General features: G+C 60.6%; 21 protein-coding genes. 14 read left to right on the top strand and 7 right to left on the bottom strand.

Going from position 1 to position 21433, the window contains the following annotated elements:
* Positions 1–47: 47 nt before the first annotated feature.
* Positions 48–1289, top strand: coding sequence for a diguanylate cyclase (locus tag DBR12_RS16755; protein WP_108618282.1), 1242 nt, complete (start codon positions 48–50; stop codon positions 1287–1289).
* Positions 1290–1477: 188 nt separating this feature from the next.
* Here DBR12_RS16755 and DBR12_RS23460 read toward each other — a convergent pair whose 3' ends face one another.
* Both DBR12_RS23460 and metK read right to left on the bottom strand, forming a co-directional pair.
* Positions 1478–1600, bottom strand: coding sequence for a hypothetical protein (locus DBR12_RS23460; RefSeq protein ID WP_255575925.1), 123 nt, complete (start codon positions 1598–1600; stop codon positions 1478–1480).
* 298 nt (positions 1601–1898) lie between these two features.
* Complete coding sequence (gene metK, locus DBR12_RS16745) at positions 1899–3080, bottom strand: methionine adenosyltransferase (protein WP_108618281.1); 1182 nt, start codon at positions 3078–3080, stop codon at positions 1899–1901.
* 132 nt (positions 3081–3212) lie between these two features.
* Here metK and DBR12_RS16740 point away from each other — a divergent pair, with 132 nt between their 5' ends.
* Together DBR12_RS16740 and DBR12_RS16735 are read left to right on the top strand one after the other, a co-directional pair.
* Positions 3213–4076: a lysophospholipid acyltransferase family protein gene (locus tag DBR12_RS16740; protein ID WP_108618280.1), complete on the top strand. Its 864-nt coding sequence runs from the start codon at positions 3213–3215 to the stop codon at positions 4074–4076.
* Positions 4073–4939 (top strand): lysophospholipid acyltransferase family protein, encoded by an 867-nt coding sequence (locus DBR12_RS16735; RefSeq protein ID WP_108618279.1) that lies wholly within the window; start codon positions 4073–4075, stop codon positions 4937–4939. Before DBR12_RS16740 ends, DBR12_RS16735 begins: the two co-directional genes overlap by 4 nt.
* 139 nt (positions 4940–5078) lie before the next feature.
* Here DBR12_RS16735 and DBR12_RS16730 read toward each other — a convergent pair whose 3' ends face one another.
* Positions 5079–5984: an alpha/beta fold hydrolase gene (locus tag DBR12_RS16730; RefSeq protein WP_108618278.1), complete on the bottom strand. Its 906-nt coding sequence runs from the start codon at positions 5982–5984 to the stop codon at positions 5079–5081.
* 48 nt (positions 5985–6032) lie between these two features.
* Positions 6033–6794 (bottom strand): ribosome biogenesis GTP-binding protein YihA/YsxC, encoded by a 762-nt coding sequence (yihA, locus tag DBR12_RS16725; protein WP_108618277.1) that lies wholly within the window; start codon positions 6792–6794, stop codon positions 6033–6035.
* Positions 6795–6866: 72 nt separating this feature from the next.
* Between yihA and DBR12_RS16720 the strand changes: the two genes are divergently transcribed.
* From DBR12_RS16720 to DBR12_RS16700, 5 genes are all read left to right on the top strand, one after another.
* Positions 6867–7496 carry a cytochrome c gene (locus DBR12_RS16720; protein WP_108618276.1) on the top strand — a complete coding sequence of 210 codons (630 nt, stop codon included), beginning with the start codon at positions 6867–6869 and terminating at the stop codon, positions 7494–7496.
* 148 nt (positions 7497–7644) lie between these two features.
* A complete protein-coding gene (locus DBR12_RS16715) occupies positions 7645–9798 on the top strand; it encodes a cytochrome c biogenesis protein ResB (protein ID WP_108618275.1) in 2154 nt (717 codons plus the stop codon).
* Entirely contained in the window at positions 9795–11144 is a 1350-nt protein-coding gene (gene ccsB / locus DBR12_RS16710; protein WP_108618274.1) for a c-type cytochrome biogenesis protein CcsB, read from the top strand. The genes DBR12_RS16715 and ccsB overlap by 4 nt, the downstream gene beginning before the upstream one ends.
* A gap of 154 nt (positions 11145–11298) precedes the next feature.
* On the top strand, positions 11299–12303 hold the full coding sequence (msrP, locus tag DBR12_RS16705; protein ID WP_108618273.1) for a protein-methionine-sulfoxide reductase catalytic subunit MsrP: 1005 nt from the start codon (positions 11299–11301) through the stop codon (positions 12301–12303).
* 93 nt (positions 12304–12396) lie between these two features.
* Complete coding sequence (locus tag DBR12_RS16700) at positions 12397–13059, top strand: sulfite oxidase heme-binding subunit YedZ (protein WP_108618272.1); 663 nt, start codon at positions 12397–12399, stop codon at positions 13057–13059.
* Between the two features lie 77 nt (positions 13060–13136).
* Here the strand turns inward: DBR12_RS16700 and DBR12_RS16695 are convergent, their stop codons facing one another.
* The gene (locus DBR12_RS16695; protein WP_108618317.1) at positions 13137–13964 is read right to left on the bottom strand and encodes an MBL fold metallo-hydrolase; all 828 of its coding nucleotides are present in this window, start codon (positions 13962–13964) and stop codon (positions 13137–13139) included.
* A 116-nt stretch (positions 13965–14080) separates the two neighbouring features.
* Positions 14081–14287, bottom strand: a complete 207-nt coding sequence (locus DBR12_RS16690) for a lipoprotein (protein WP_108618271.1) — start codon at positions 14285–14287, stop codon at positions 14081–14083.
* 12 nt (positions 14288–14299) lie between these two features.
* On the opposite strand from DBR12_RS16690, the gene cyaY reads away from it, so the two are divergent.
* Positions 14300–14632, top strand: coding sequence for an iron donor protein CyaY (gene cyaY / locus DBR12_RS16685; RefSeq protein WP_108618270.1), 333 nt, complete (start codon positions 14300–14302; stop codon positions 14630–14632).
* A gap of 132 nt (positions 14633–14764) precedes the next feature.
* Here cyaY and DBR12_RS16680 read toward each other — a convergent pair whose 3' ends face one another.
* Entirely contained in the window at positions 14765–17161 is a 2397-nt protein-coding gene (locus DBR12_RS16680) for a penicillin-binding protein 1A (RefSeq protein WP_108618269.1), read from the bottom strand.
* Positions 17162–17429: 268 nt separating this feature from the next.
* Between DBR12_RS16680 and DBR12_RS16675 the strand changes: the two genes are divergently transcribed.
* From DBR12_RS16675 to DBR12_RS23025, 5 genes are all read left to right on the top strand, one after another.
* On the top strand, positions 17430–18509 hold the full coding sequence (locus DBR12_RS16675; RefSeq protein WP_094286470.1) for a pilus assembly protein PilM: 1080 nt from the start codon (positions 17430–17432) through the stop codon (positions 18507–18509).
* The gene (locus tag DBR12_RS16670) at positions 18506–19123 is read left to right on the top strand and encodes a PilN domain-containing protein (RefSeq protein WP_108618268.1); all 618 of its coding nucleotides are present in this window, start codon (positions 18506–18508) and stop codon (positions 19121–19123) included. Before DBR12_RS16675 ends, DBR12_RS16670 begins: the two co-directional genes overlap by 4 nt.
* Before the next feature lies 1 nt (position 19124).
* Positions 19125–19787, top strand: a complete 663-nt coding sequence (locus DBR12_RS16665; protein ID WP_108618267.1) for a type 4a pilus biogenesis protein PilO — start codon at positions 19125–19127, stop codon at positions 19785–19787.
* 8 nt (positions 19788–19795) lie between these two features.
* On the top strand, positions 19796–20329 hold the full coding sequence (locus tag DBR12_RS16660) for a pilus assembly protein PilP (protein WP_108618316.1): 534 nt from the start codon (positions 19796–19798) through the stop codon (positions 20327–20329).
* On the top strand, positions 20326–21433 hold a 1108-nt coding region (locus DBR12_RS23025), incomplete at its 3' end, for an AMIN domain-containing protein (protein ID WP_233244625.1). The genes DBR12_RS16660 and DBR12_RS23025, both read left to right, overlap by 4 nt.

Here is a 21433-nt window from a genome sequence, read left to right as displayed (position 1 = left end):
CACCACCAACAACAAGCCAGCACCGCGCTGGCGCTTGAGAGAGATTCATGTCTTTGCGGCTCAAATTCAATTTGGTGCTGGCGGGTGTGCTGCTGCTGGCCGTGCTGGGCGCGGGCGCCTATGTGCACCGCTTTCTGCAGCAGTCTGCCATCGAAGAGGTGCAGCACAACTCGCAGATCATGATGCACGCCGCCATGGCCATCCGCGACTACACCACCGAACTGGTCAAGCCCCACCTGGATGTGACGCTGGCCGAAAAATTCCTGCCCCAGACCGTGCCCGCCTACGCTGCCACCGAAACGCTGCGCCGCCTGCAGAGCCGCTTTCCTGGCTATGAGTACAAGGAGGCGGTGCTCAACCCCACCAACTTGCGCGACCGCGCCAACGAGTGGGAGGAGCGCATCATCAGCGACTTCCGCGAAGGCCGCGCCGACCTCAAGAAGGAGGTCACGGGCGAGGTGGGTGAGGGCATGCACCGCGCCATGTACGTGGCCCGCCCCATCACCATCAAGCAGGCCCAGTGCCTGGCCTGCCACAGCACCCCGGAGGCGGCGCCGCCCACCATGCTCAAGGTCTATGGCGACAAGAATGGGTTTGGCTGGGGCTTGAACGAAACTGTGGGCATCCAGGTGGTGAAGGTGCCGATGTACTTCCCGCTGGAGAAGGCGCGCCAGACCTTCAATACGGTAATGGCAGCACTGGTGGCCAGCTTTGCACTGCTGTTTGTGGTGCTCAACCTCTCGCTCTCGTCGCTGGTGATCGAGCCCATGGCGCGGCTCAACAGCAAGCTGGAAGACCTGGCCACCAAGGACTTCCTGACGGACTTGGTCAACCGCCGTCGCTTCTTTGAGCGGCTGGAGACCGAGATGGCCGACACCCGCATCAAGAAGGGCAGTCTTTCGGTGGTGATGTTCGACATCGACTTCTTCAAGCGCATCAACGACACCTTCGGGCATGACTCAGGCGATGTGGTGCTCAAGAGTACAGCGCTGCGCGTGCGCGAACTGCTGCGGTCGTCCGACTGTGCGGCGCGCTTCGGGGGCGAGGAGTTCATCATCCTGCTCAAGGAAACCCCAGTGGATGCCGCCATGGCCATGGCCGAGGCGGTACGCGCGCGCATTGCAGGGGCGCCGTTTGATGCGGTCGGCCATGTCAGTGCCAGCTTTGGTGTGGCCACCTGGGACCACAAGGAAGACAGCCATGCGCTCATCAAGCGCGCGGACACGGCGCTGTACAAGGCCAAGTCCAGCGGTCGCAATTGTGTTGTGCAGGCCGAAGACGCAGCCTGATGGATGGACGCAGGGCTTCAGGTCGTGGCGGCCCTTGCTTTTTCGCTGTCCACCCGGTGCTCAGCTGCGAGGGCAGATTTCTGCTTTTCCGTCAGCAGCTTGTCGGCCATCTGGAAGATGCTGTGTTCCCCTTCCTGCAGGTGGTGCGCCACCGTCTCGGCCAGGGGCAACCAGGCGGGTCTTGATAGTTAGATCTCTTTCAGTGACTCCAGCAGTTCGTCGATCTGGTGGTACTCCGAAATGGCGTGGCGCGACAGGCCAATGCCCGCTGCGCCTTCGGCGACACCGCTGAATCCCAGGGCATTGGCCACAAGGGTGTGCAGGAACGAACCGGCGGGCTGTAGAAGGCGCGGTCAGTGCAGGCGGGTGGCGTGTGCAGGAGGGCGCCGCTGGTGGATGCCCAAAAGAAAAGCCGCAACGCGCTGGGCGTTGCGGCTTCGCGGAGGGTACGGCTCCGACCGTCTTAGAACCGCGCTTGCGCGGCGGGCTTACAGCCCTGCTGCAGCACGCAGTGCGGCAGCCTTGTCCGTACCTAGGTCTTCGTTCACATCGCTGGGGCGATATGAACTGCGCCCGAAGACCGAAAACCGCGCCAGTGCGCGGCGGGCTTTACAGCCCGGCTGCTGCGCGAAGCGCAGCAGCTTTATCGGTCTTCTCCCAGCTGAACTCGGGTTCTTCGCGGCCGAAGTGGCCATAGGCCGCCGTCTTTTCGTAGATCGGACGCAGCAGGTCCAGCATCTGGATGATGCCCTTGGGGCGCAGGTCGAAATGCTCGCGCACCAGTGCGGCCAGGCGGTCGTCCGACACCACGCCTGTGCCTTCGGTGTACACGGTGATGTTCATCGGCTCTGCCACGCCGATGGCGTAGGCCACCTGAATCTGGCACTGGCGTGCCAGGCCTGCGGCGACGATGTTCTTGGCCACATAGCGGGCGGCGTAGGCAGCGCTGCGGTCCACCTTCGTTGGGTCCTTGCCGCTGAAGGCGCCGCCGCCGTGGGGGCAGGCACCGCCGTAGGTGTCCACGATGATCTTGCGGCCTGTCAGGCCGCAGTCGCCTTGCGGGCCGCCGATGACGAAGCGGCCCGTGGGGTTGATCAGGTAGCGCGTGTTCTGCAGCCACTCCTTGGGCAGCACGGGCTTGATGATCTCTTCGATGATGGCTTCGGTGAACGAGGCCTTCATCTTGGTCTGTGTTTCGCTCTGGTCGGGGTGGTGCTGGGTGGAGAGCACCACCGTGTCGATGCTGTGCGGCTTGCCGTCCACATAGCGCATCGTCACTTGCGACTTGGCATCAGGGCGCAGGAAGGGCAGACGGCCATCTTTGCGCAGCTGGGCCTGGCGCTCGACGAGGCGGTGCGCGTAGTAGATGGGCGCGGGCATCAGCTCGGGCGTCTCGTCGCAGGCGTAGCCGAACATCAAGCCCTGGTCCCCGGCGCCGGTGTTCAGGTGGTCGTCGCTCGCGTGGTCCACGCCCTGGGCGATGTCGTTCGATTGCTTGTCGTAGGCCACCAGCACGGCGCAGCCCTTGTAATCGATGCCGTAGTCCGTGTTGTCGTAGCCAATGCGCTTGATCGTGTCGCGCGCCACCTGGATGTAGTCCACGTGGGCGTTGGTGGTGATCTCGCCCGCCAGCACCACGAGGCCGGTGTTGGTCAGCGTCTCGGCGGCAACACGCGAGCGGGGGTCTTGCTTGAAGATCGCATCGAGAATCGCGTCCGAGATCTGATCGGCCACCTTGTCGGGGTGGCCTTCGGAGACGGATTCCGAGGTAAAGAGAAAGTCGTTCGCCATTTGAATAAACTCCTGTGTTCCGGCATTTGGGGCGTTGCCCTCACCCCGAAGGAGCTCTGGCGAACGCTTTAGCAGATTTTTTTTACGTCGCCCTGCAAGTTGCTCATTTAACTCAGCGACCCAATTATTTTAATGCCAGTCGTCTTCCGATTCTTTTCCGCGTTTCCACTGTGGTTGCTGCATGCCATGGGCGCAGCGATGGGCTGGGTGGCGTTTTGTGCGTCGCCCACCTATCGGCGCCGCTTTCTGGCCAATTCAGCGTTGGCGGGCTATTCGTTTGGTGCTGTTCGGGCTGCGGTGGCCCATGCCGGGCGCATGGTGGCCGAGCTGCCGCGCTTGTGGATGGGGGCCACCATGCCCTGTGCCATTAAGGGCGAAGCCTGTGTGGAGCAGGCCTATGCAGCCGGGCGGGGCGTTGTGCTTCTGACCCCGCACCAGGGGTGTTTTGAGCTGTCGGCCCAGGCGGTGGCGCGGCGCTGGAGCGCCGAACGTGGCCCGATCACGGTGCTCTATCGCCCCGCGCGTCAGGCCTGGCTTGCCAAGGTGATGGAAACCGCGCGCAACCGCCCCGGCATGGTGGCCGTGCCCACCACGCTGGCGGGCGTGCGGCAGATGATCAAGGCTCTGCGCCGGGGCGAGGCTGTGGGTCTGCTGCCCGACCAGGTGCCGCCCGAGGGGCAGGGCCAGTGGGCGCCGTTTTTTGGACGCGATGCCTACACCATGACCCTGGCCGTACGCTTGGCGCAGCAGACCGGCGCTGCCGTTGTCCTGGTGCGCTGCGAGCGCCAGCCCTGGGGGCGGGGCTATGTCACCCATTTCGAGCCCCTGGCACAGCCGCTGTCCGACCAGATGGACCCGGCCGTGCTGCAGGTCAACCAAGCCATGGAGCACCTCATCCGCCAATGCCCCGAGCAGTACCTCTGGGGCTATGGCCGCTACAAGCAGCCGCGCGCGGACGCCGCACCAGCTGAACCTGCTGCTGGGGGTGCCGCATGACCGGCCGCCTGGGGGTGTGGTTCATGAGCGTGCTGGCACTGCTGCCCTTGCCCGTGCTGCGCGGCATGGGCTGGGTGCTGGGGCAGGTGGCCTATGTGCTGGTGGTGCGGCGGCGCAAGGTGGCGCTGCGCAACCTGGCGCTGTGTTTCCCTGACTGGACCGAGGCGCGCCGCCGCGCCGTGGCGCGGGCGAACTTTGTGGTGTTCTGCCAGACCTGGCTGGACCGCAGCTGGCTTTGGGCCGCGCCGCGCGCGGTGGTTGAGCGCCGCGTGCGCCTCACGGGCGCGGTCCACGAGCTGGAGGGCGATACGCCCACCATCCTGTTCGCACCGCATTTCTACGGCATGGACGCAGGCGGCCTGGCGCTGCCGCTCAACACCCAGCGCGCGTTCACCTCAATTTTTGCCACCCACCCCGATCCGGCGGTGGACGCCTGGTTCATGGCCGGGCGCCAGCGTTTTGGCGATGTGCGCATGCTCAACCGTGCCGATGGGGTCAAGCCCATCATCTCCAGCCTGCGCAAGGGCGGCCTGCTGTACCTGCTGCCCGACATGGACTATGGCCGCAACGACTCGCTGTTTGTGCCGTTCTATGGCGTGACGGCGGCCACCATCCCGTCGCTGTCGCGTTTTGCGCGGCTGGGGCGGGCCAAGGTGGTGGGGGTGTATTCGCGCATGACGCCCACGGGCTATGTGGCCGAGGTCTCGCCCGCCTGGACTCGCTACCCCACCGACGATGCCGAGGCCGACACCGTGCGCATGAACCACGAGCTACAGGCCGTGATTGACACCATGCCCGAGCAGTATTACTGGGTGCACAAGCGCTTCAAAACCCGGCCTGAGGGCGAGGATTCGGTGTACTGATCTCTGGTGGGGGGCCCTGTATGCCTGGTGCGCCCGGTCTGCCCCTTGCCTTTGGCCGACGCGGCTTCGTCCCAGCTTTTGGCGTCATTTTTTGGGTAAAAATTGCCGTCTCCGCGCGTCCATCATGCCTTTGTAGCTATCATTTTTGATGAAGTAGGCGTTGCAGCTCCAGGGCCACGTGCTCCGGGTGCTCGTGCACGATCCAGTGCGAGGCACTGTTGACCTGCTGCAATTGCAACTGCGGCACCCAGCCCGGCAGGCCATCGAGCAGGCTGGGCAGCAGGGCCGGGTCGTCCATGCCCCACAGCACCAGCGTGGGCACGTTCACGGTGAGCATGCTGTCGGGCAGGCTGATGGCCTGCGCGCCAGGGTCGCCATCGCGTGGCGGGCGGATGGGGCTGGCGCGGTAGTAGTTGCAAGCGCCGGTCAGGCCCTGCTGCCACAGCGCGCGGTACTGGGCGCGCACGCTGTCCGTGAGCCAGGCGGGGGCGCTGCCATCTGGCGCGTCGAAAAAGCCGAACAAGCGGCGGTAGTCGTCGTCCGCCAGCAGCGCCTCGGCATCCGGGCGGCACAGGAAGTGCATGTACTGGCTGCCTGCCTGCTGGGCCGGGTTGTGCGCCAGCTCGCGCACGAATGCCCCGGGGTGGGGGGAATTGATGATGGCCAGGCGCTTCATGAGCTGTGGCTGCTGATTGGCCAGGTTCCAGGCCACGGCGCCACCCCAATCGTGGGCCACCAGGCATTCCAGCGCGCCGCCGGGGCATTCGTGGGCGATCAGCGCAACCAGGTCCTGCACCAGATGCTTGGCACGGTAGGCATCCACCTCGGCGGGGCTGCTGGAGGGGCCAAATCCGCGCAGGTAGGGCGCCACGCAGCGGTAGCCACCGTTTTCGGGGCGGGAAAAGTGCAGCAGCAGCTCATCCCAGATGAAGGCGCCCTCGGGGAAGCCGTGTAAAAACAGCAGCACTGGGCGGCCCGCCACGCCGCTGGTGCGGCAGTGCAGCGTGATGCCATTGGAAAGAAGAACGGCGTGTTGTTGGATCATGGCACTTTGCTATCAATTAAGTAGCTCCTAGTGCATGATGATCGCGCGCTAGAGGCTGTTTTTGTCTGAATTTTTTGGAGTGGCGTCTGCTACGGCAGTCGGCGCACCGGCATCGGCTGCTTCAGGGTCTGCCGCCGGGCGCACGGGGTGGGCCCACTGCCACAGCAATTGGGCAACGTCGTCCACCCCCTGTTTCTTGAGGGCCGAGAACATCTTCACCTCGCCGCCGCCCGCGTGCAGTCGCGTAATCGACAGGACCTTGGCCTGCTCTGCGCGCGTGAGCTTGTCGGCTTTGGTCAGCACCACGAGGAATTTCAGGCCCTCCTCGACGCGAGGCCGCACCACTTCGAGGAGGGCCTCGTCCAGCTCGGTCAGACCCAGTCGGGGGTCGCACAGCAGCACGATGCCGGTGAGGCTGGTGCGGCTGACCAGGTAATTCACCATCACCTGCTGCCAGCGCACTTTGTCCGAGCGCGACACTGCGGCATACCCATAGCCGGGCAGGTCGGCCAGCACGGCGTCCATCACGCCTTGTTTGCCCAGCGAGAACAGGTTGATGTGCTGCGTGCGACCGGGTTTTTTGGAGGCGAATGCCAACTGCTTTTGCTGTGTGAGCGTGTTGATGCAGGTGGATTTGCCGGCGTTGGAACGGCCCACAAAGGCGATTTCGGGCACGTCAATGGGCGGCAGATGGTGCAGCTGTGCGGCCGTGGTCAGAAACTTGGCGGTGTGCATCCAGCCCATGGCGATCTTGGCGTCGGGTGCAGGCGGAAGGGAGCCAGCAACTGGCGCGATTGAGGAAGTCGTCATGGGGAATTGGGATACAAGGAAGCCTCATTGTAGAATCGCGCGGTTTTGCGCACATAAACATACACCCTCGATATGAAGTTGCTCGCCTCCTTGCTGACGGCTGCCATACTGGCAGCACCTGTTTTCTCGGCCTACGCGGCGGGCGACGCCCCCAAGGCGGCCAAGCCGGATCTCGTCAAGGGCGAGGCCAGCTTCACTGCCGTGTGTGCGGCGTGCCACGGCGCCGACGGCAACTCGGCCATCGCGGCCAACCCCAAGCTGTCGCAGCAACACCCCGAATACCTGGTCAAGCAATTGCAGGAATTCAAGTCGGGCAAGCGCAACAACGCCGTCATGAAGGGTTTTGCGGCCGCATTGTCTGACGACGACATGCGCAACATCTCCTACTGGCTGGTCTCCAAGCCCGCCAAGGCTGGTTTTGCCAAGGACAAGGACCTGGTCGCCCTGGGCGAGCGCATCTACCGTGGCGGCATTGCCGACCGCAACATCGCCGCCTGCGCCGGTTGCCACAGCCCCAACGGCGCTGGCATCCCAGCGCAGTACCCTCGCCTGGCGGGTCAGCATGCCGATTACACGGCAGCCCAGTTGAACATGTTCCGCGATGGCTCCCGCGCCAACAGCGTCCAGATGACCCAGGTGGCTGCCAAGCTCAACGACAAGGAAATCAAGGCTGTCTCGGACTACATCGCTGGCCTGCGTTGATTGACCTTCGTGAAACCGTGGCCCCTTGAGGTTTTTTAAACCGGGCCGCACGGAACCTACCGCCAATAACAACCCCAAAAAGGGCGGGTCCATCTCAATAGATGGCCCCGCCCTTTTTCTTTCGCGCTTCGCATACCCCGTTTTATCCATGTCCGACAACACCCAAGGCCTTCGCATCCAGTCTGGTTCCCAGGCCTGGCGCGCCGGTATCGAACTGCTGTCCTCCATGCGGTTCGCCATCTCGCTGTTGACGGTGATCTGCATTGCATCGGTGATCGGCACGGTGCTCAAGCAGCATGAGCCTGCGGTCAACTACGTCAACCAGTTCGGGCCCTTCTGGGCCGAGCTGTTTGGTGCGATTCAGCTCAACGCGGTGTACAGCGCCTGGTGGTTTCTGCTGATCCTTGCGTTCCTGGTGATCAGCACCTCGCTGTGTATCGCCCGCAACACGCCCAAAATCCTGGTGGACCTCAAGGCCTACAAGGAAAACATCCGCGAACAAAGCCTCAAGGCCTTCCATCACAAGGCGCAGGCCGATCTACCTGAGTCGGCCGAGGCCGAGGCGCGCCGCATTGGCTCCCTGCTCGCCGGGGGGGGCTGGAAGGTGCGCCTGCAGCAGCGCGACACCGCTGCGGGCTCCGGCACCGGCTGGATGGTGGCGGCCAAGGCGGGCGCGGCCAACAAGATCGGCTACATCGCGGCGCACAGCGCCATCGTGCTGGTGTGTGTGGGCGGGCTGCTGGACGGCGACCTCATCGTGCGCGCCCAGATGTTGCTGGGCGGCAAGACGCCGTACCAGGGCGGCGGGTTGATTGCCGATGTGAAGCCCGAGCATCGTCTGTCGGAGCGCAACCCCACCTTCCGGGGCAACCTGCTGGTGGCCGAGGGCACGCAGTCGAGCACGGCGATCCTGAACCAGTCCGATGGTGTGCTGCTGCAGGACCTGCCGTTCGCCATCGAACTCAAGAAGTTCATCGTGGAGCATTACTCCACCGGCATGCCCAAGCTGTTTGCCAGCGAGATCATCATCCACGACAAGGCCACGGGCGAGAAGACCCCGGCGCGTGTGGAGGTGAACCACCCCGCGAGCTACAAAGGCATCGAGATCTACCAGTCGAGCTTTGACGATGGCGGATCGCACCTCAAGCTGCGCGCCGCGCCCATGGTGGCGGGCGCCAAGCCGTTTGATGTGGAAGGTCTGGTGGGCGGCTCCACCCAGCTTACCAACAAGGGCGGCGGCCCGGGCAGCGACACGCTGACGCTGGAGTTCACGGCGCTGCGCACCATCAATGTCGAGAATTTTGGCGGTGCCGGCCCCGGCGGCAGCGGCGTGGATGTGCGCAAGGTGGACCTGCGCGAATCGGTGGAATCCCGCCTGGGGGCCGCCAACAAGACCGTGACCAAAAAAGAGCTGCGCAACGTGGGGCCCAGCGTGAGCTACAAGCTGCGCGACGCTGCTGGCCAGGCGCGCGAGTTTCACAACTACATGCTGCCGGTGGATACGGGTGACGGCGTGCCGGTGTTCCTGCTGGGCGTGCGCGAGTCGCCTGCCGACCCCTTCCGCTACCTGCGGGTGCCCGCTGACGACAACGGCACCATGGATGGGTTTCTGCGCATGAAGGCCCTGCTGGCCGACCCCGATGCGCGGGAGCAGGCTGTGCGCCGCTATGTGGCGCAGGCCATGGATTCCTCGCGCCCCGACCTGGCCGAGCAGCTGCGTCTTTCCGCATCCCGCGCGCTGGCGCTGTTTGCGGGCCAAGGCATGGTCGATGGCAAACCCACGGGCGGCCTGCAGGCGGTGTCGGACTTCATGGAGTCCAATGTGCCTGAGGCCGAGCGTGCGCGTGCGGGCGAGGTGCTGGTGCGCATCCTTAACGGCACGCTGTTTGAGGTGGCCCAGCTCGCGCGCAAGCAGGCGGGCCAGGCACCGCTGCAGCACGATGACCGCACCCAGGGCTTTATGACGCAGGCCGTGCTCTCGCTGTCGGACGCGCAGATCTACCCTGCGCCGTTGGCGTTCGAACTCAAGGACTTCACCCAGGTGCAGGCCAGCGTGTTCCAGGTGGCCCGCGCCCCTGGCAAGAACATTGTCTATCTGGGCTGCGCCTTGCTGATTCTGGGCATTTTTGCCATGCTCTACGTGCGGGAGCGGCGCGTATGGGTGTGGGTGGCCCCCCATGAGGGGCGTACCCACGCCACCATGGCGTTGTCCACCAACCGCAAGACGCTGGACAGTGACCAGGAGTTTGCACAGCTCGCACACAAACTGATCGGGGCCTCGCCCCGCCAAGGTACTGCATGAACACCGCAACCTCTTCTTCGAACACCACCACGATCACCCTGAACGAGGGCTTTTTCGCCCGCCGCAACTGGCTGGACTGGCTGTTTGCCGCCATCGTGACCGTTGGGGGGCTCTACGCGCTGCAGCGTTACGGCAGTTTCATGGACGTTTATGAAAAAGGCATCTTGCTCGGGACCATCCCGAGCTTGATATGGCTTTGCTGGTTCTGGCGTCCGCTACGGGGGCTGGTGCTTATCGTGGCGGCTTTGGCCCTGATGGCGATTGGCCTGTACCAGCAGGACGGGGTGGGCAACCTGGCTCGGGCTGACACGGTGTTCGGCCTCAAGTACTTCCTCTCCAGCCAGTCCGCTATCTTGTGGATGAGCATGCTTTTCTTTATCAGCACGGCGTTCTACTGGATCGGCATGTTCTCGCGCGGCGAGGGGCGCACGATGAGCATGCTCGGCTCCCGTATCGCCTGGGTGGCGGTGGCCATGGCGCTCATCGGCACGCTGGTGCGCTGGTACGAGAGCTACCTCATTGGCCCGGACATTGGCCACATCCCGGTGAGCAACCTGTATGAAGTGTTCGTGCTGTTCTGCTGGATGACGGCAGCGTTCTACCTCTACTACGAAGAGCAGTACGACACGCGTGCCCTGGGCGGCTTTGTGATGCTGGTGGTCAGTGCGGCTGTGGGCTTTTTGCTCTGGTACACCGTGGTGCGCGAGGCGCATGAAATCCAGCCCCTGGTGCCCGCTCTCAAGAGCTGGTGGATGAAGCTGCATGTGCCCGCCAACTTCATCGGCTACGGCACCTTTGCGCTGGCCGCCATGGTGGCGTTTGCCTACCTGATCAAGCAGCAGGCCACCGAGACTCGCTGGTACAAGCTGGCCCCGCTGTGGCTGCTGGGCGTGGTGCTGTGCTTCGAGCCCATCGTGTTCCGCCAGGGCGCAACCGAGAACGGTGGCGGCTACTGGATGGTGTATTTCGGTATTTCTGCCTTCATCGTTGCGGGCATCCTGCTGGGCCGCAAGCGCATCGCGGCGCGCCTGCCGTCGTTCGAAATCCTGGACGATGTGATGTACAAGTCCATTGCCGTGGGTTTTGCGTTCTTCACCATTGCTACCGTGCTGGGCGCGCTGTGGGCGGCCGAGGCCTGGGGTGGCTACTGGAGCTGGGACCCGAAGGAAACCTGGGCGCTGATCGTCTGGCTCAACTACGCGGCCTGGCTGCACATGCGTCTCATGAAGGGCCTGCGCGGCACGGTGTCTGCCTGGTGGGCGCTGGTGGGCCTGGCGGTGACCACGTTCGCGTTTCTCGGGGTGAACATGTTCCTGAGCGGCCTGCACAGCTACGGCACGCTGTGATGGGTTGAAGGGATAGGGGCCCGGTCGGGCATCGGCGCAGGCGGCGGCAACTATTGCGTCGTCGGTGTAACCTGCGCTGTCCAGGGAACGAACTAACAGTTGTGCTGCTCTACCGCTGCAGCTGTTTCCACCAGACCATGACCGGAGCCTCCCCATGCTGATCCCCTCGCGCGACTCGGGTTTCAACCACCCCCACCCCTCCGAAATCACACCCCGCGCGGTCTACGAAGACCGCCGCCAGATGCTCAAGCTCATGGCGGGCGGCGCGACAGGTGCTGCGATGGCGGCCTGGGCAGGCCGCGAAGCGCTGGCGCAGCAGGCCCAGGTGGTGCGTCCCAACAAGCTGGCTGTGCTGGCGGGTGCCAAGTCCACCGTGGCCGGGGCGGTCACGATGGAAAAGCTCACCGACTACAAAGACGCGAGCACCTACAACAACTTCTACGAATTCGGCACCGACAAGGCCGACCCCGCGCGCAATGCCCACACGCTCAAAACCACCCCCTGGACGGTGGAAGTGGAAGGGCTGGTCAAGAAGCCTGGTAAGTACGGCATCGAAGACCTGATCAAGCTCAGCACGCAGGAGGAGCGCATCTACCGGCTGCGCTGTGTGGAGGGCTGGTCCATGGTGATCCCCTGGGTGGGCTATTCGCTGGCTGAACTGATCAAGCGCGTGGAGCCGCAGGGCAGTGCAAAGTATGTGGAGTTCGTAACCCTGGCCGACAAGGCGACCATGCCTTTCGTCGGGTCGCGTGTGCTCGACTGGCCCTATGTGGAAGGCCTGCGCCTGGACGAGGCCATGCACCCGCTCACCCTGCTGGCGTTTGGCATGTACGGCGAGGTGCTGCCCAACCAGAACGGAGCGCCAGTGCGCCTGGTGGTGCCATGGAAGTACGGCTTCAAGAGCGCCAAGAGTATTGTCAAGATCCGCTTCGTCGAGAAGGAGCCGGGCACGGCGTGGAACAAGGCCGCCAAGCAGGAATATGGCTTTTACTCAAACGTTAACCCCGAGGTGGACCACCCCCGCTGGAGCCAGGCCACCGAGCGGCGCATTGGTGAAGACGGCTTGTTCGCCAAGAAGCGCAAGACGCTCATGTTCAACGGCTATGAAGCCCAGGTGGGGCAGCTTTACGCTGGCATGGATCTCAAGAAGTTCTACTGACCTCGTGGCGGCCACCTGACGTTCTCTGGCCCCTGTCTTTTTGCCCGGCCTTCCGCGTGGGGGCTGCGGCTGCCAGGACGGGCGCCGATCTCCATGCGCAAACTCCTTGTCCATCCTGCCGCCAAACCTCTGGTGTTTGTGCTGTGCCTGCTTCCCCTGGTCTGGCTGGTGGTGGCTGCAGCGACGAACCAGCTGGGCGCCAATCCCGCAGAGGCCCTGATCCGCGCCACGGGCGACTGGACGCTGCGGGCGCTGTGCCTGGTGCTGGCCGTCACGCCGCTGCGGGTGCTGACGGCCACGCCGCAGCTGGCGCGGTTTCGGCGCATGCTGGGCCTGTTCGTGTTTTTCTACGGATTGCTGCACCTGCTGAGCTACAGCTGGTTCGATATGGGTTTTGATGTGGCCGATATCCTGCGCGACATCGCCAAACGGCCATTCATTCTGGTCGGATCGCTGGCGCTGGTGTTGCTGGTGTTGCTGGCAGGCACTTCGTTCAACCGCGCCATCAAGGCGCTGGGGGGCAAGCGCTGGCAGGCGCTGCACCGCTCGGTCTACGCAGTGGCGGGCTTGGCCGTCCTGCACTTCTTCTGGATGCGTGCCGGGAAGAACGATTTCGCTGAAGTGGCGCTGTATGCCGTCATCTTGGCAGTGCTCCTGGGCTGGCGCGCATGGCGCCACTGGCGCAGGCCGCGATCCGCCTTGGCCGCCACCCAGCGCGGGAGTGGCTCTGCGGCGGGAGCACCTTGGCGCGGCTGATTTTGCTATAAATTTAATAGCTGACTTTGCTTGCTCAACGAGCGGAAACGCCCTTTTTTCCTTGTGATGGCACGTTTTTATGCATTGACGGCCCGCAGTGCCGGGCGCATCTGCCGGGTCACAGGGTCGATGTGTGCTGTGGGGATCTGGTAGGCCCGGTCATCGAACAGATCAATGCCACACATCAGGTTTTCGATCCATTCAAAGAAGTCGTTGATGGCTGCTTTGCCCATGATGGGGGCGCCATGCTGCGGCACCAGCATGGCAATGTCGAGCTGCCGAGCCATGCGTGCCCACAGCCGCAGGATCTTGTTGGACACCATGTAGCGGCGATGGAACCCTTCCATGCGTGGGATGTGGGCCTTGAGATCGGTCACCGGCACGCGGGCTTCAGCGCCCGACATCATCGACACGCCCAGATCGCCCGTGAACAGGATGCGACTGACCGGGTCGTAGAAGTGGAAGTTGCCTTCGGAGTGCATGAAATGCGCAGGCAGCAGCACCAACTCATGGCGGCCCAGTGGCAAATGTCCGCCGCTATCGGGCACGCCGATGACGCGGTTCTCGGTCTTGCCCACCTTGGTGAAGTGGGGGGCAAAACGCTCCCACACGCGCGAGATCACCAAGTTCGCCTTGGTGCTGGTCATCCAGCGGTCGAGTGACGCAATGATGTCCGGATCGGCGTGCGAGGCAATCAGGTAGGAGAGCTTGTGGGGCGGGAAATGTTTGGTCATTCCCATGAACAGTTCGTTGAACGCGAGGTTGCCGCCCGGGTCGATGATGGCGCCCGTATCGTCATCAACGATCAAAAACTGGTTGGCCTGCACGGCTTGACCGTCCTCTTCAATGAGGTCGGTGAACATCAGGCAAGCGTGATTTTTGTCGCGGTAGAGTTCGAGGGCCATGACCATCCTGCAATGCAATAAAGCGCAGACTGTACGAGTGCCCCTAGGGTTTGTACTTGATGGAAATCAAGTGAGACTGCTTTGGCGCCCGTCGACAGGGCTTTGCCTCAGCTGCGTCAGCGCGGGGTTGATGCAGCACCGGCAGGCGCCGGGACTGTGGCGGAGCCGCTGCTGGGGGTGAGTGTTTCTGGCAGGGTGGCGCGCTGGCCCGCCGCAGGCCCTGTCGGCAGGTACAAAGGCCCCCGCTGTCCACAGCCAAGCAGGGCCGCCGCACTGGCAGCAAGGACAAGTGTCCTGACTAGAATTTGGGGAGCTCTCAACATGCGTAAATTGTAATGACCGACCTCGAATTCATGGACCACGCCGAACAACTGCTGCTTGCCGTCGAGCGCAGCTGTGATCGCATTAACGACACCACGGATGCCGATGTGGATGCCCAGCGGTCAGGGGGCATGGTGACTCTGTCCTTTCCCAACCGCAGCCAGATTGTCGTCAATCTGCAAAAGCCTCTGCACGAGGTCTGGATGGCAGCCCGTTCGGGGGGCTACCACTACCGGTTTGACGGTAGTACGTGGCAGGACTCCAAGGGGGCGGGTGAGTTCTTCGCGTGCCTCAGCCGCGACGCCACCCTGCAATCAGGACTGCCCTTGCAGTTCGCTGCCGTTTAGGCGGCAGCTCTGGCCGAGCGATCGACGCTTCGTTGTGCATTGGGTGAGTACCATGCAAGCTCCCGCCATGCTCATTGCAAATGAGCGCTGTGCGCCCGCATCAACGTCGCGCTTTGGGTCAGCGTTGCACAGTTAGTTGCGGAACAGGTCCAGTATGCGGTTGCGTTCTTCGGAAGGTGGTGGTGCCTGGGGGGTGACCGCCGGTGAAGTGGAGCGCTGATCCTCGAGACCGACGCTCGATACGCCCGCGCTGCGGGCGTACTCGTCATAGAACCACTCGCCACCCACATTGACCACCCCAGCAGGCACGGTGGGCTCCATCACGGGGACACCCTTGAGTGCGCGCTCCATGAAGCTGATCCACACGGGCAGGCTGAGCCCACCACCGGTTTCACGGCTGCCCAGGTTGCGGGGCGTGTCGTAGCCGATCCAGGTGACGGCTGCGATAGTGGGCTGGTAACCAGCAAACCAGGCGTCCACCGAATCGTTGGTGGTACCGGTCTTGCCGTACAGGTCGGGGCGTTTGAGAGTCGCCTGGGCGCGGGCCGCCGTCCCGGAGCGGGTGACTTCCTGCAGCAGGCTGTTCATCAGAAAGGCATTGCGGGCCTCAATCGCCCGAGGTTGTTCGCTGGTCACCGGCGGTGTGGTCTCGGAAATCACCCGGCCCTTGTGGTCCGTGACCTTGGTGATCAGCCAGGGGTTCACGCGATAGCCCCCGTTGGCAAACACCGAGTAGGCGGCCGCCATCTGCAGTGGCGTGACGGAACCCGCACCCAGTGCCATCGTCAGGTAGGCGGGGTGCTTTTCAGGGTCAAAGCCAAAACGTCCGACCCATTCCTGTGCCGTCTTGGGGCCTACGGCCTGCAGGATGCGGATCGAGATCATGTTCTTGGATTTGGCCAGCCCTGTGCGCATGCTCATCGGGCCGTCGTACTTGCCGTCGTAGTTCTTCGGCTCCCAGGGTTGACCACCGGTCACGCCTGCATCAAAGAAAAGCGGCGCGTCGTTGATGACGGTGGCCGGAGTGAAGCCCTTTTCAAGGGCTGCAGAGTAGATAAACGGCTTGAAACTGGAGCCCGGTTGGCGCCATGCCTGTGCGGCATGGTTGAACTTGTTCTTGTCGAAGTCGAAGCCCCCTACCAGCGCGCGAATAGAACCGTTGCGGGGATCCAGGGCTACAAAGGCTCCTTCGACTTCAGGCAGTTGCGTGATTTCCCAGGGGCCCTTAGGCGTCTTGACCACACGTATCACTGCACCCCGACGGATCTTGATGTTGGGTGGCGCCTTGTCGCTCAGTCCGGACTGAGCGGGCTTGAGGCCATCTCCGGTGATCTCCAGCGTGTCGCCATTGGCACGTGCTGCAAGGATTTTGCGCGGCGTGGCCTCCAGTACCACGGCCGAGAGGACGTCGCCGTTGTCCGGGTGGTTAGCTAGGGTGTCATCAATAGCTTCTTCGACTTCTTGCGGCGTGCTGGGCAGGGCCACGAACTTCTCTGGGCCACGGTACTGCTGGCGCCGCTCGTAGTCCATGATCCCTCGGCGCAAGGCGTTGTAAGCGGCTTCCTGTTCTGCTGCATTCAGGGTTGTGTACACGTTCAGGCCACGTGTGTAGGCCTCATTGCCATACTGTGTGAAGATCAGCTGGCGGGCCATTTCGGCCACGTATTCCGCGTGGACCCGCGTGTTGTCGGGGCCGGTACGGATCTTCAGCTCTTCCTTCTTGGCTTCGGCCGCCTGTTGCGCCGTGATGAACCCGTTTTCTTCCATCCGCTCAATGATGTACTGCTGCCGGACTCGGGCACGTTTGGGATTGCTGATGGGGTTGTAAGCCGATGGGGCCTTGGGCAGTCCGGCCAGCATGGCGGCTTCTGCAATAGACAGCGATTTCAACGGCTTGCCAAAATAGGCCTCGGAAGCTGCGGCAAAACCATAAGCCCGGTTGCCCAAGAAAATCTGATTCATGTAAATTTCAAGAATCTGATCCTTGGTCAGTAAGTGCTCAAGTTTGAATGTCAGTAAGATTTCGTAAATTTTGCGAGTAAATGTTTTTTCTGAAGACAGATAAACATTGCGTGCCACCTGCATTGTGATAGTGGATGCCCCCTGGCTTTTTACGCGGCCCAAATTGGCAAGCCCCGCGCGCACCACTCCTTTGTAGTCCACGCCGCCATGTTGGAAGAAGCGAGCATCTTCGATGGCCAAAACTGCATCCTTCATCACCTTAGGAATGTCATCGATCGGAGTAAGGTTTCTTCGCTCCTCACCAAACTCACCCAGCAAGGCCCCTTCGGCAGAATAGATGCGCAACGGTAGCTTGGGGCGGTAGTCCGCCAGGTCGGAGATGTCGGGAAGATTGGGGTAGGCCACGGAGAGCGCTACCGCAATGATCAGCGCGAGCCCGACGGCCGCAGCCGTCGCCAACCCAGCCATCCACAGCGTGATGCGAAGAAGCCAGCGAAGCCAAGTGGAGCCGGTGCGAGCGGAGGATGTGTCCGACTTGTCGGACAACTTCGAAGAGGAGGGCGGCATATCGCTCCGGAAGGGTGAGGCTGCCTATTATAAAAATGTCTGCTCATACATCCCTGGAAGCTCAAATCCAAGGCGTTCCGGTGCCGCCGAAAGGCACGCCACCCTTGTCGGACGGTATTGCCGAGCATCGAAGTTTCGTCTGCTTTTGGCAACGCTCCGCAGCCGTTACAACGGGAAAAATCTTTGCTGGAGAACTACCTTACTGATAGCATTCATGTGAAGTGTTAAGTTTTGTTGCCTCATTTTGGCAAGTTACAGGGGACCAATCTTGATCTCAATGGGGTCTTTGTTCAGTCGCCAGTCTGCTCCGCTGCTGGGAATCGACATCAGTTCCTCCAGTGTCAAGCTGGTGGAGTTGGGGCGTGATAAGGCAGGCGGTCTGGTGCTGGAGCGATGTGCCATCGAGCCGCTGGAGCGCGGCTGGATCACGGACGGTAACATCGAAAAATTTGACGAGGTCGCGGACGCTCTACGGCGCCTCGTGAAGAAGAGTGGAACGAGGACAAAAAATGTCGCTCTGGCGTTGCCGCCATCCGCCGTGATTACTAAAAAAATCACCCTCCCGGGTGGTATGACAGAGCAAGAGCTCGAGGTCCAAGTTGAGTCCGAAGCTAATCAGTACATCCCCTTCTCGCTGGACGAGGTGAGTCTGGATTTTTGCGTAATCGGGCCCAGCAAGAATGCGCCGGGTGATGTGGACGTGCTCATTGCAGCGTCGCGGCGCGAAAAAGTCCAGGACAGGCAGGGTTTGGCGGAGGCGGCGGGCTTGAAGCCTGTGGTGGTTGATATCGAGTCCCATGCTTCCCGTCTCGCTGCGGGGCGTCTGATCGAAGCACTTCCGAACAAAGGTGTCGACGCAATGGTGGCTTTGTTCGAGGTTGGTGCGTTGACCACCAGCATGCAGGTCATCCGGAATGAAGAGGTTCTGTATGACCGTGACCAAGCCTTTGGCGGCGCGCAACTGACGCAACTGATCGTGCGCCAGTATGGGTTCTCAGTAGAAGAGGCGGAGGGCAAGAAGCGGAACGGCGATCTTCCTGAGGACTACCAATCGGCAGTTCTTCGCCCCTTCGTTGATAGCATGGCACAAGAAATTGGCCGTGCATTGCAGTTCTTCTTCACCAGCACGCCGCACAACCGTGTTGATCACATCATGCTTGCGGGAGGTTCGGCCCCTTTGCCGGGTCTCACGGAGGCGGTGACTCAGCAGACAGGGTTTGCCTGCAGCGCGGTCAATCCATTCGATGGGATGGAAATAGGAAGTTCAGTCCGGCTTAAAAAGATGGTGCGTGAAGCCCCGTCGTACTTGACCTCTTGTGGCTTGGCTATGCGGAGGTTCTTGCAGTGATTCTGATTAACTTACTTCCTCATCGAGAGGAGGCGCGGAAGCGCCGCAAAGAGGCCTTCCAGGCCACTATGTTTGCATCATTTCTCCTCGGCTTGGTGATTGCTGGTGCTATCTATTGGTGGTTCCAGATGATGATCACCGATCAGCAGGCCAAGAACAGTTTCCTTCAACAGGAAATAAAGGTGCTAGAGGAGCAAATCAAAGAAATTGCATCTATCGAAGATGAGATTGCTGCCTTGCGCGCGCGGCAGAAGGCCGTCGAAGATCTGCAATCTGATCGAAATCTTCCAGTTCACCTTTTGACTGAATTGGTCAAGCAACTGCCTGATGGTGTTTACATCACAGCGATTGGGCAAGCTGGGCAAACGATCACCATGCAGGGTATGGCTCAATCGAACGAACGGGTTTCGGAGCTGCTGCGGAACTTGTCCGCGAATACTCCGTGGCTAGACAAGCCAGAACTGAGTGAAATTACAGCCAATACTGTTTCTTTGAGTCAGCGTGATCAAAGGAGAGTGTCTGCGTTCAATCTGAAATTTCAATTGGTTCGCGCAAGTGAAGCCCAGAAGACGATGGCTGCGGCTAGCGCTGCTGCATCGTCGGGAGGTAAGTGATATGGCTAATAAGAAGGAAAAATCTATTAGCTTTGCCGAGCAGATGGATGTTGTTCAGCGGCAATTCAAAAACCTGGATACCAAAGACCCCTCGCTTTGGCCTGCTTTGCCCAAGGCGCTGTTGTGTCTTTTTATTGCAGTCGCTGTAGCGACGGCTTTGTGGTTTGCACTTTTGAAAGACTACGAAGCTGAATTGGACGGCGAGCGAAATAAAGAGATTGCACTCCGGGCTGATTATCAGAAAAAACTAATAAAAGCTGTGAGTCTGGATGCGTTGAAGAAGCAGCGAGAGCAGATTCAGCAGTATGTTATCCAGCTGGAGAAGCAACTTCCCAGTAAGGCTGAGATGGCAGCGTTGCTGTCTGACATCAATCAAGCGGGACTTGGGCGGAGCTTGCAATTTGAATTGTTTAGGCCTGGGCAGGTTGTTGTAAAAGATTATTATGCCGAGCTGCCTATTTCGATTCGCGTCACGGGTAAATACCATGACATAGGGGCATTTGCGTCTGATATTGCGCACCTCTCGCGTATCGTTACGTTGAATAACATGGCAATAACTCCTGGGGCTCGCGATAACTTGATTATGGACGCGACCGCCCGCACTTTCAGATACCTGGACCCTGAAGAGATTCAGGCACAGAAGAAGGCTGGGGGCGCGAAATGAGGAACGCCATGCGTACCCTGCTGCTTATCCTGACCATGTTTTTCCTTGCAGGATGTCTTCCCTCTGGGGAGGACGAGTTGCGCCTGTGGATTGCGGATCAGCGAGCTAATACTAAGCCTAGTGTTACTCCATTGACGGAGCCCAAGAAGTTCGTTCCGGAGCCATACTCTCAGGGAGCGGCGCTTGAGCCTTTTAATCAAGTGAAACTCACTCAAGCTTTGCGGAAAGATTCCACTCAAATTGCCTCCAATGCGGCGCTAATTGCCCCTGAAATGACTCGGCGTAAGGAGCCTCTCGAGGCGTTTCCTTTGGACGCCATGGCAATGGTAGGTAGCCTTAATAAGACGGGGGTTCCTGTTGCATTGCTAAAGGTGGATAACCTAATTTATCAGGTTAAGGTTGGAAGTTACTTGGGGCAGAACTATGGAAAAGTTGTTCGGATAACTGAAAACTCCATTCAATTGCGTGAAATTGCGCAGGATGCAACTGGAGACTGGATAGAGCGCCCAGTATCGCTTGATCTGCAAGAGGGGAAGAAATGAAATATCGGAATAGCTTTGTTGTAAATCATTGCCGTAGCGCTGTTTTAGGGGTCTCTATTGCAGTCATCTCTTTAAGCGCAGCTGCCCAAGGGTCTATCAATGCGATTGCTGCTAGTATTCAAGGGGGTGTGGAGGTTTTGAAGGTTGATTTCGATGAGCCACTTATAGCGACCCCGACAGGGTTTTCAACGCAGTCACCAGCGCGCGTTGCTCTTGATTTTCATGGGATTGGTAATTCTACTGGTAAATCCAGTTACGAGATAAATCTTGGTAATTTAAAATCAGTTAATGTTGTTCAGGCTGGCGGACGGTCCCGTATTGTTCTAAATCTTAAGTCTGCGACTTCATATAGAACAGATATTCAAGGTAAGACTTTGATGTTGTCGCTTGATCCCATTGCTGGGGCGTTGGTAAGTGGGCCCTCATCCGTGGTTCATTTTTCTGATGGCCAAAACGGTGATATTTTGCCGTTGAAAGACATTGATTTTCGTCGTGGTGCAGATGGTTCTGGCAGGGTTGTAGTTAACTTGGCCAACAATCAGGTCGGTGTTGATCTTCAGCAGCAGGCTAAGGGGGTTGTAGTTGAGTTTGCTCGTTCTGCACTACCCGAAGGGTTGAGGCGTCGTCTTGAAGTTACTGATTTTGGAACGCCTGTGCAAAATATAACCACGTCCCAGGTGGGCGAGCGAGTGCGAATGCTCATCGAGTCGGTGGGGGATTGGGAGCATAGTGCTTATCAGAGCGATAGCCAATTTGTTGTGGAGATTCGTCAGAAGAAAGTAGACCTGAACAAACTCACGCAGGGGCCGGGGTATTCGGGTGAAAAGCTATCGTTGAATTTTCAAAACATTGAAGTTCGCTCCTTGTTGCAGGTGATTGCGGATTTTACCAACTTTAATATTGTTACCTCCGATACCGTTACTGGTGCACTCACCTTGCGGTTAAAGGATGTTCCTTGGGATCAAGCGCTCCAGATTATTATGGATGCAAAAGGTCTGGGGATGAAGAAAACAGGGTCTGTGCTCTGGATTGCGCCGAAAGATGAAATTGATGCGCGGACTAAAAAGGACTATGAGGCAGCGCAGGCTATACAGAAGCTTGAGC

It is taken from the genome of Acidovorax sp. HMWF029 (genome assembly GCF_003060895.1).
Lineage (GTDB): Bacteria > Pseudomonadota > Gammaproteobacteria > Burkholderiales > Burkholderiaceae_C > Acidovorax.
Note: the sequence above shows the minus strand (reverse complement) of the source record. Positions and strands in the feature narration are given on the sequence as shown.

Coding starts and splice junctions, on each gene's coding strand:
- DBR12_RS16665 (WP_108618267.1), top strand. CDS start 19,125: ATGGCTAATAAGAAGGAAAAATCTATTAGCTTTGCCGAGCAGATGGAT.
- DBR12_RS16680 (WP_108618269.1), bottom strand. CDS start 17,161: ATGCCGCCCTCCTCTTCGAAGTTGTCCGACAAGTCGGACACATCCTCC.
- DBR12_RS16715 (WP_108618275.1), top strand. CDS start 7,645: ATGTCCGACAACACCCAAGGCCTTCGCATCCAGTCTGGTTCCCAGGCC.
- DBR12_RS16755 (WP_108618282.1), top strand. CDS start 48: ATGTCTTTGCGGCTCAAATTCAATTTGGTGCTGGCGGGTGTGCTGCTG.
- ccsB (WP_108618274.1), top strand. CDS start 9,795: ATGAACACCGCAACCTCTTCTTCGAACACCACCACGATCACCCTGAAC.
- DBR12_RS16720 (WP_108618276.1), top strand. CDS start 6,867: ATGAAGTTGCTCGCCTCCTTGCTGACGGCTGCCATACTGGCAGCACCT.
- yihA (WP_108618277.1), bottom strand. CDS start 6,794: ATGACGACTTCCTCAATCGCGCCAGTTGCTGGCTCCCTTCCGCCTGCA.
- DBR12_RS16690 (WP_108618271.1), bottom strand. CDS start 14,287: ATGTTGAGAGCTCCCCAAATTCTAGTCAGGACACTTGTCCTTGCTGCC.
- cyaY (WP_108618270.1), top strand. CDS start 14,300: ATGACCGACCTCGAATTCATGGACCACGCCGAACAACTGCTGCTTGCC.
- msrP (WP_108618273.1), top strand. CDS start 11,299: ATGCTGATCCCCTCGCGCGACTCGGGTTTCAACCACCCCCACCCCTCC.
- DBR12_RS16740 (WP_108618280.1), top strand. CDS start 3,213: ATGCCAGTCGTCTTCCGATTCTTTTCCGCGTTTCCACTGTGGTTGCTG.
- DBR12_RS16730 (WP_108618278.1), bottom strand. CDS start 5,984: ATGATCCAACAACACGCCGTTCTTCTTTCCAATGGCATCACGCTGCAC.
- DBR12_RS16735 (WP_108618279.1), top strand. CDS start 4,073: ATGACCGGCCGCCTGGGGGTGTGGTTCATGAGCGTGCTGGCACTGCTG.
- DBR12_RS16660 (WP_108618316.1), top strand. CDS start 19,796: ATGCGTACCCTGCTGCTTATCCTGACCATGTTTTTCCTTGCAGGATGT.
- DBR12_RS16695 (WP_108618317.1), bottom strand. CDS start 13,964: ATGGCCCTCGAACTCTACCGCGACAAAAATCACGCTTGCCTGATGTTC.
- DBR12_RS16700 (WP_108618272.1), top strand. CDS start 12,397: ATGCGCAAACTCCTTGTCCATCCTGCCGCCAAACCTCTGGTGTTTGTG.
- metK (WP_108618281.1), bottom strand. CDS start 3,080: ATGGCGAACGACTTTCTCTTTACCTCGGAATCCGTCTCCGAAGGCCAC.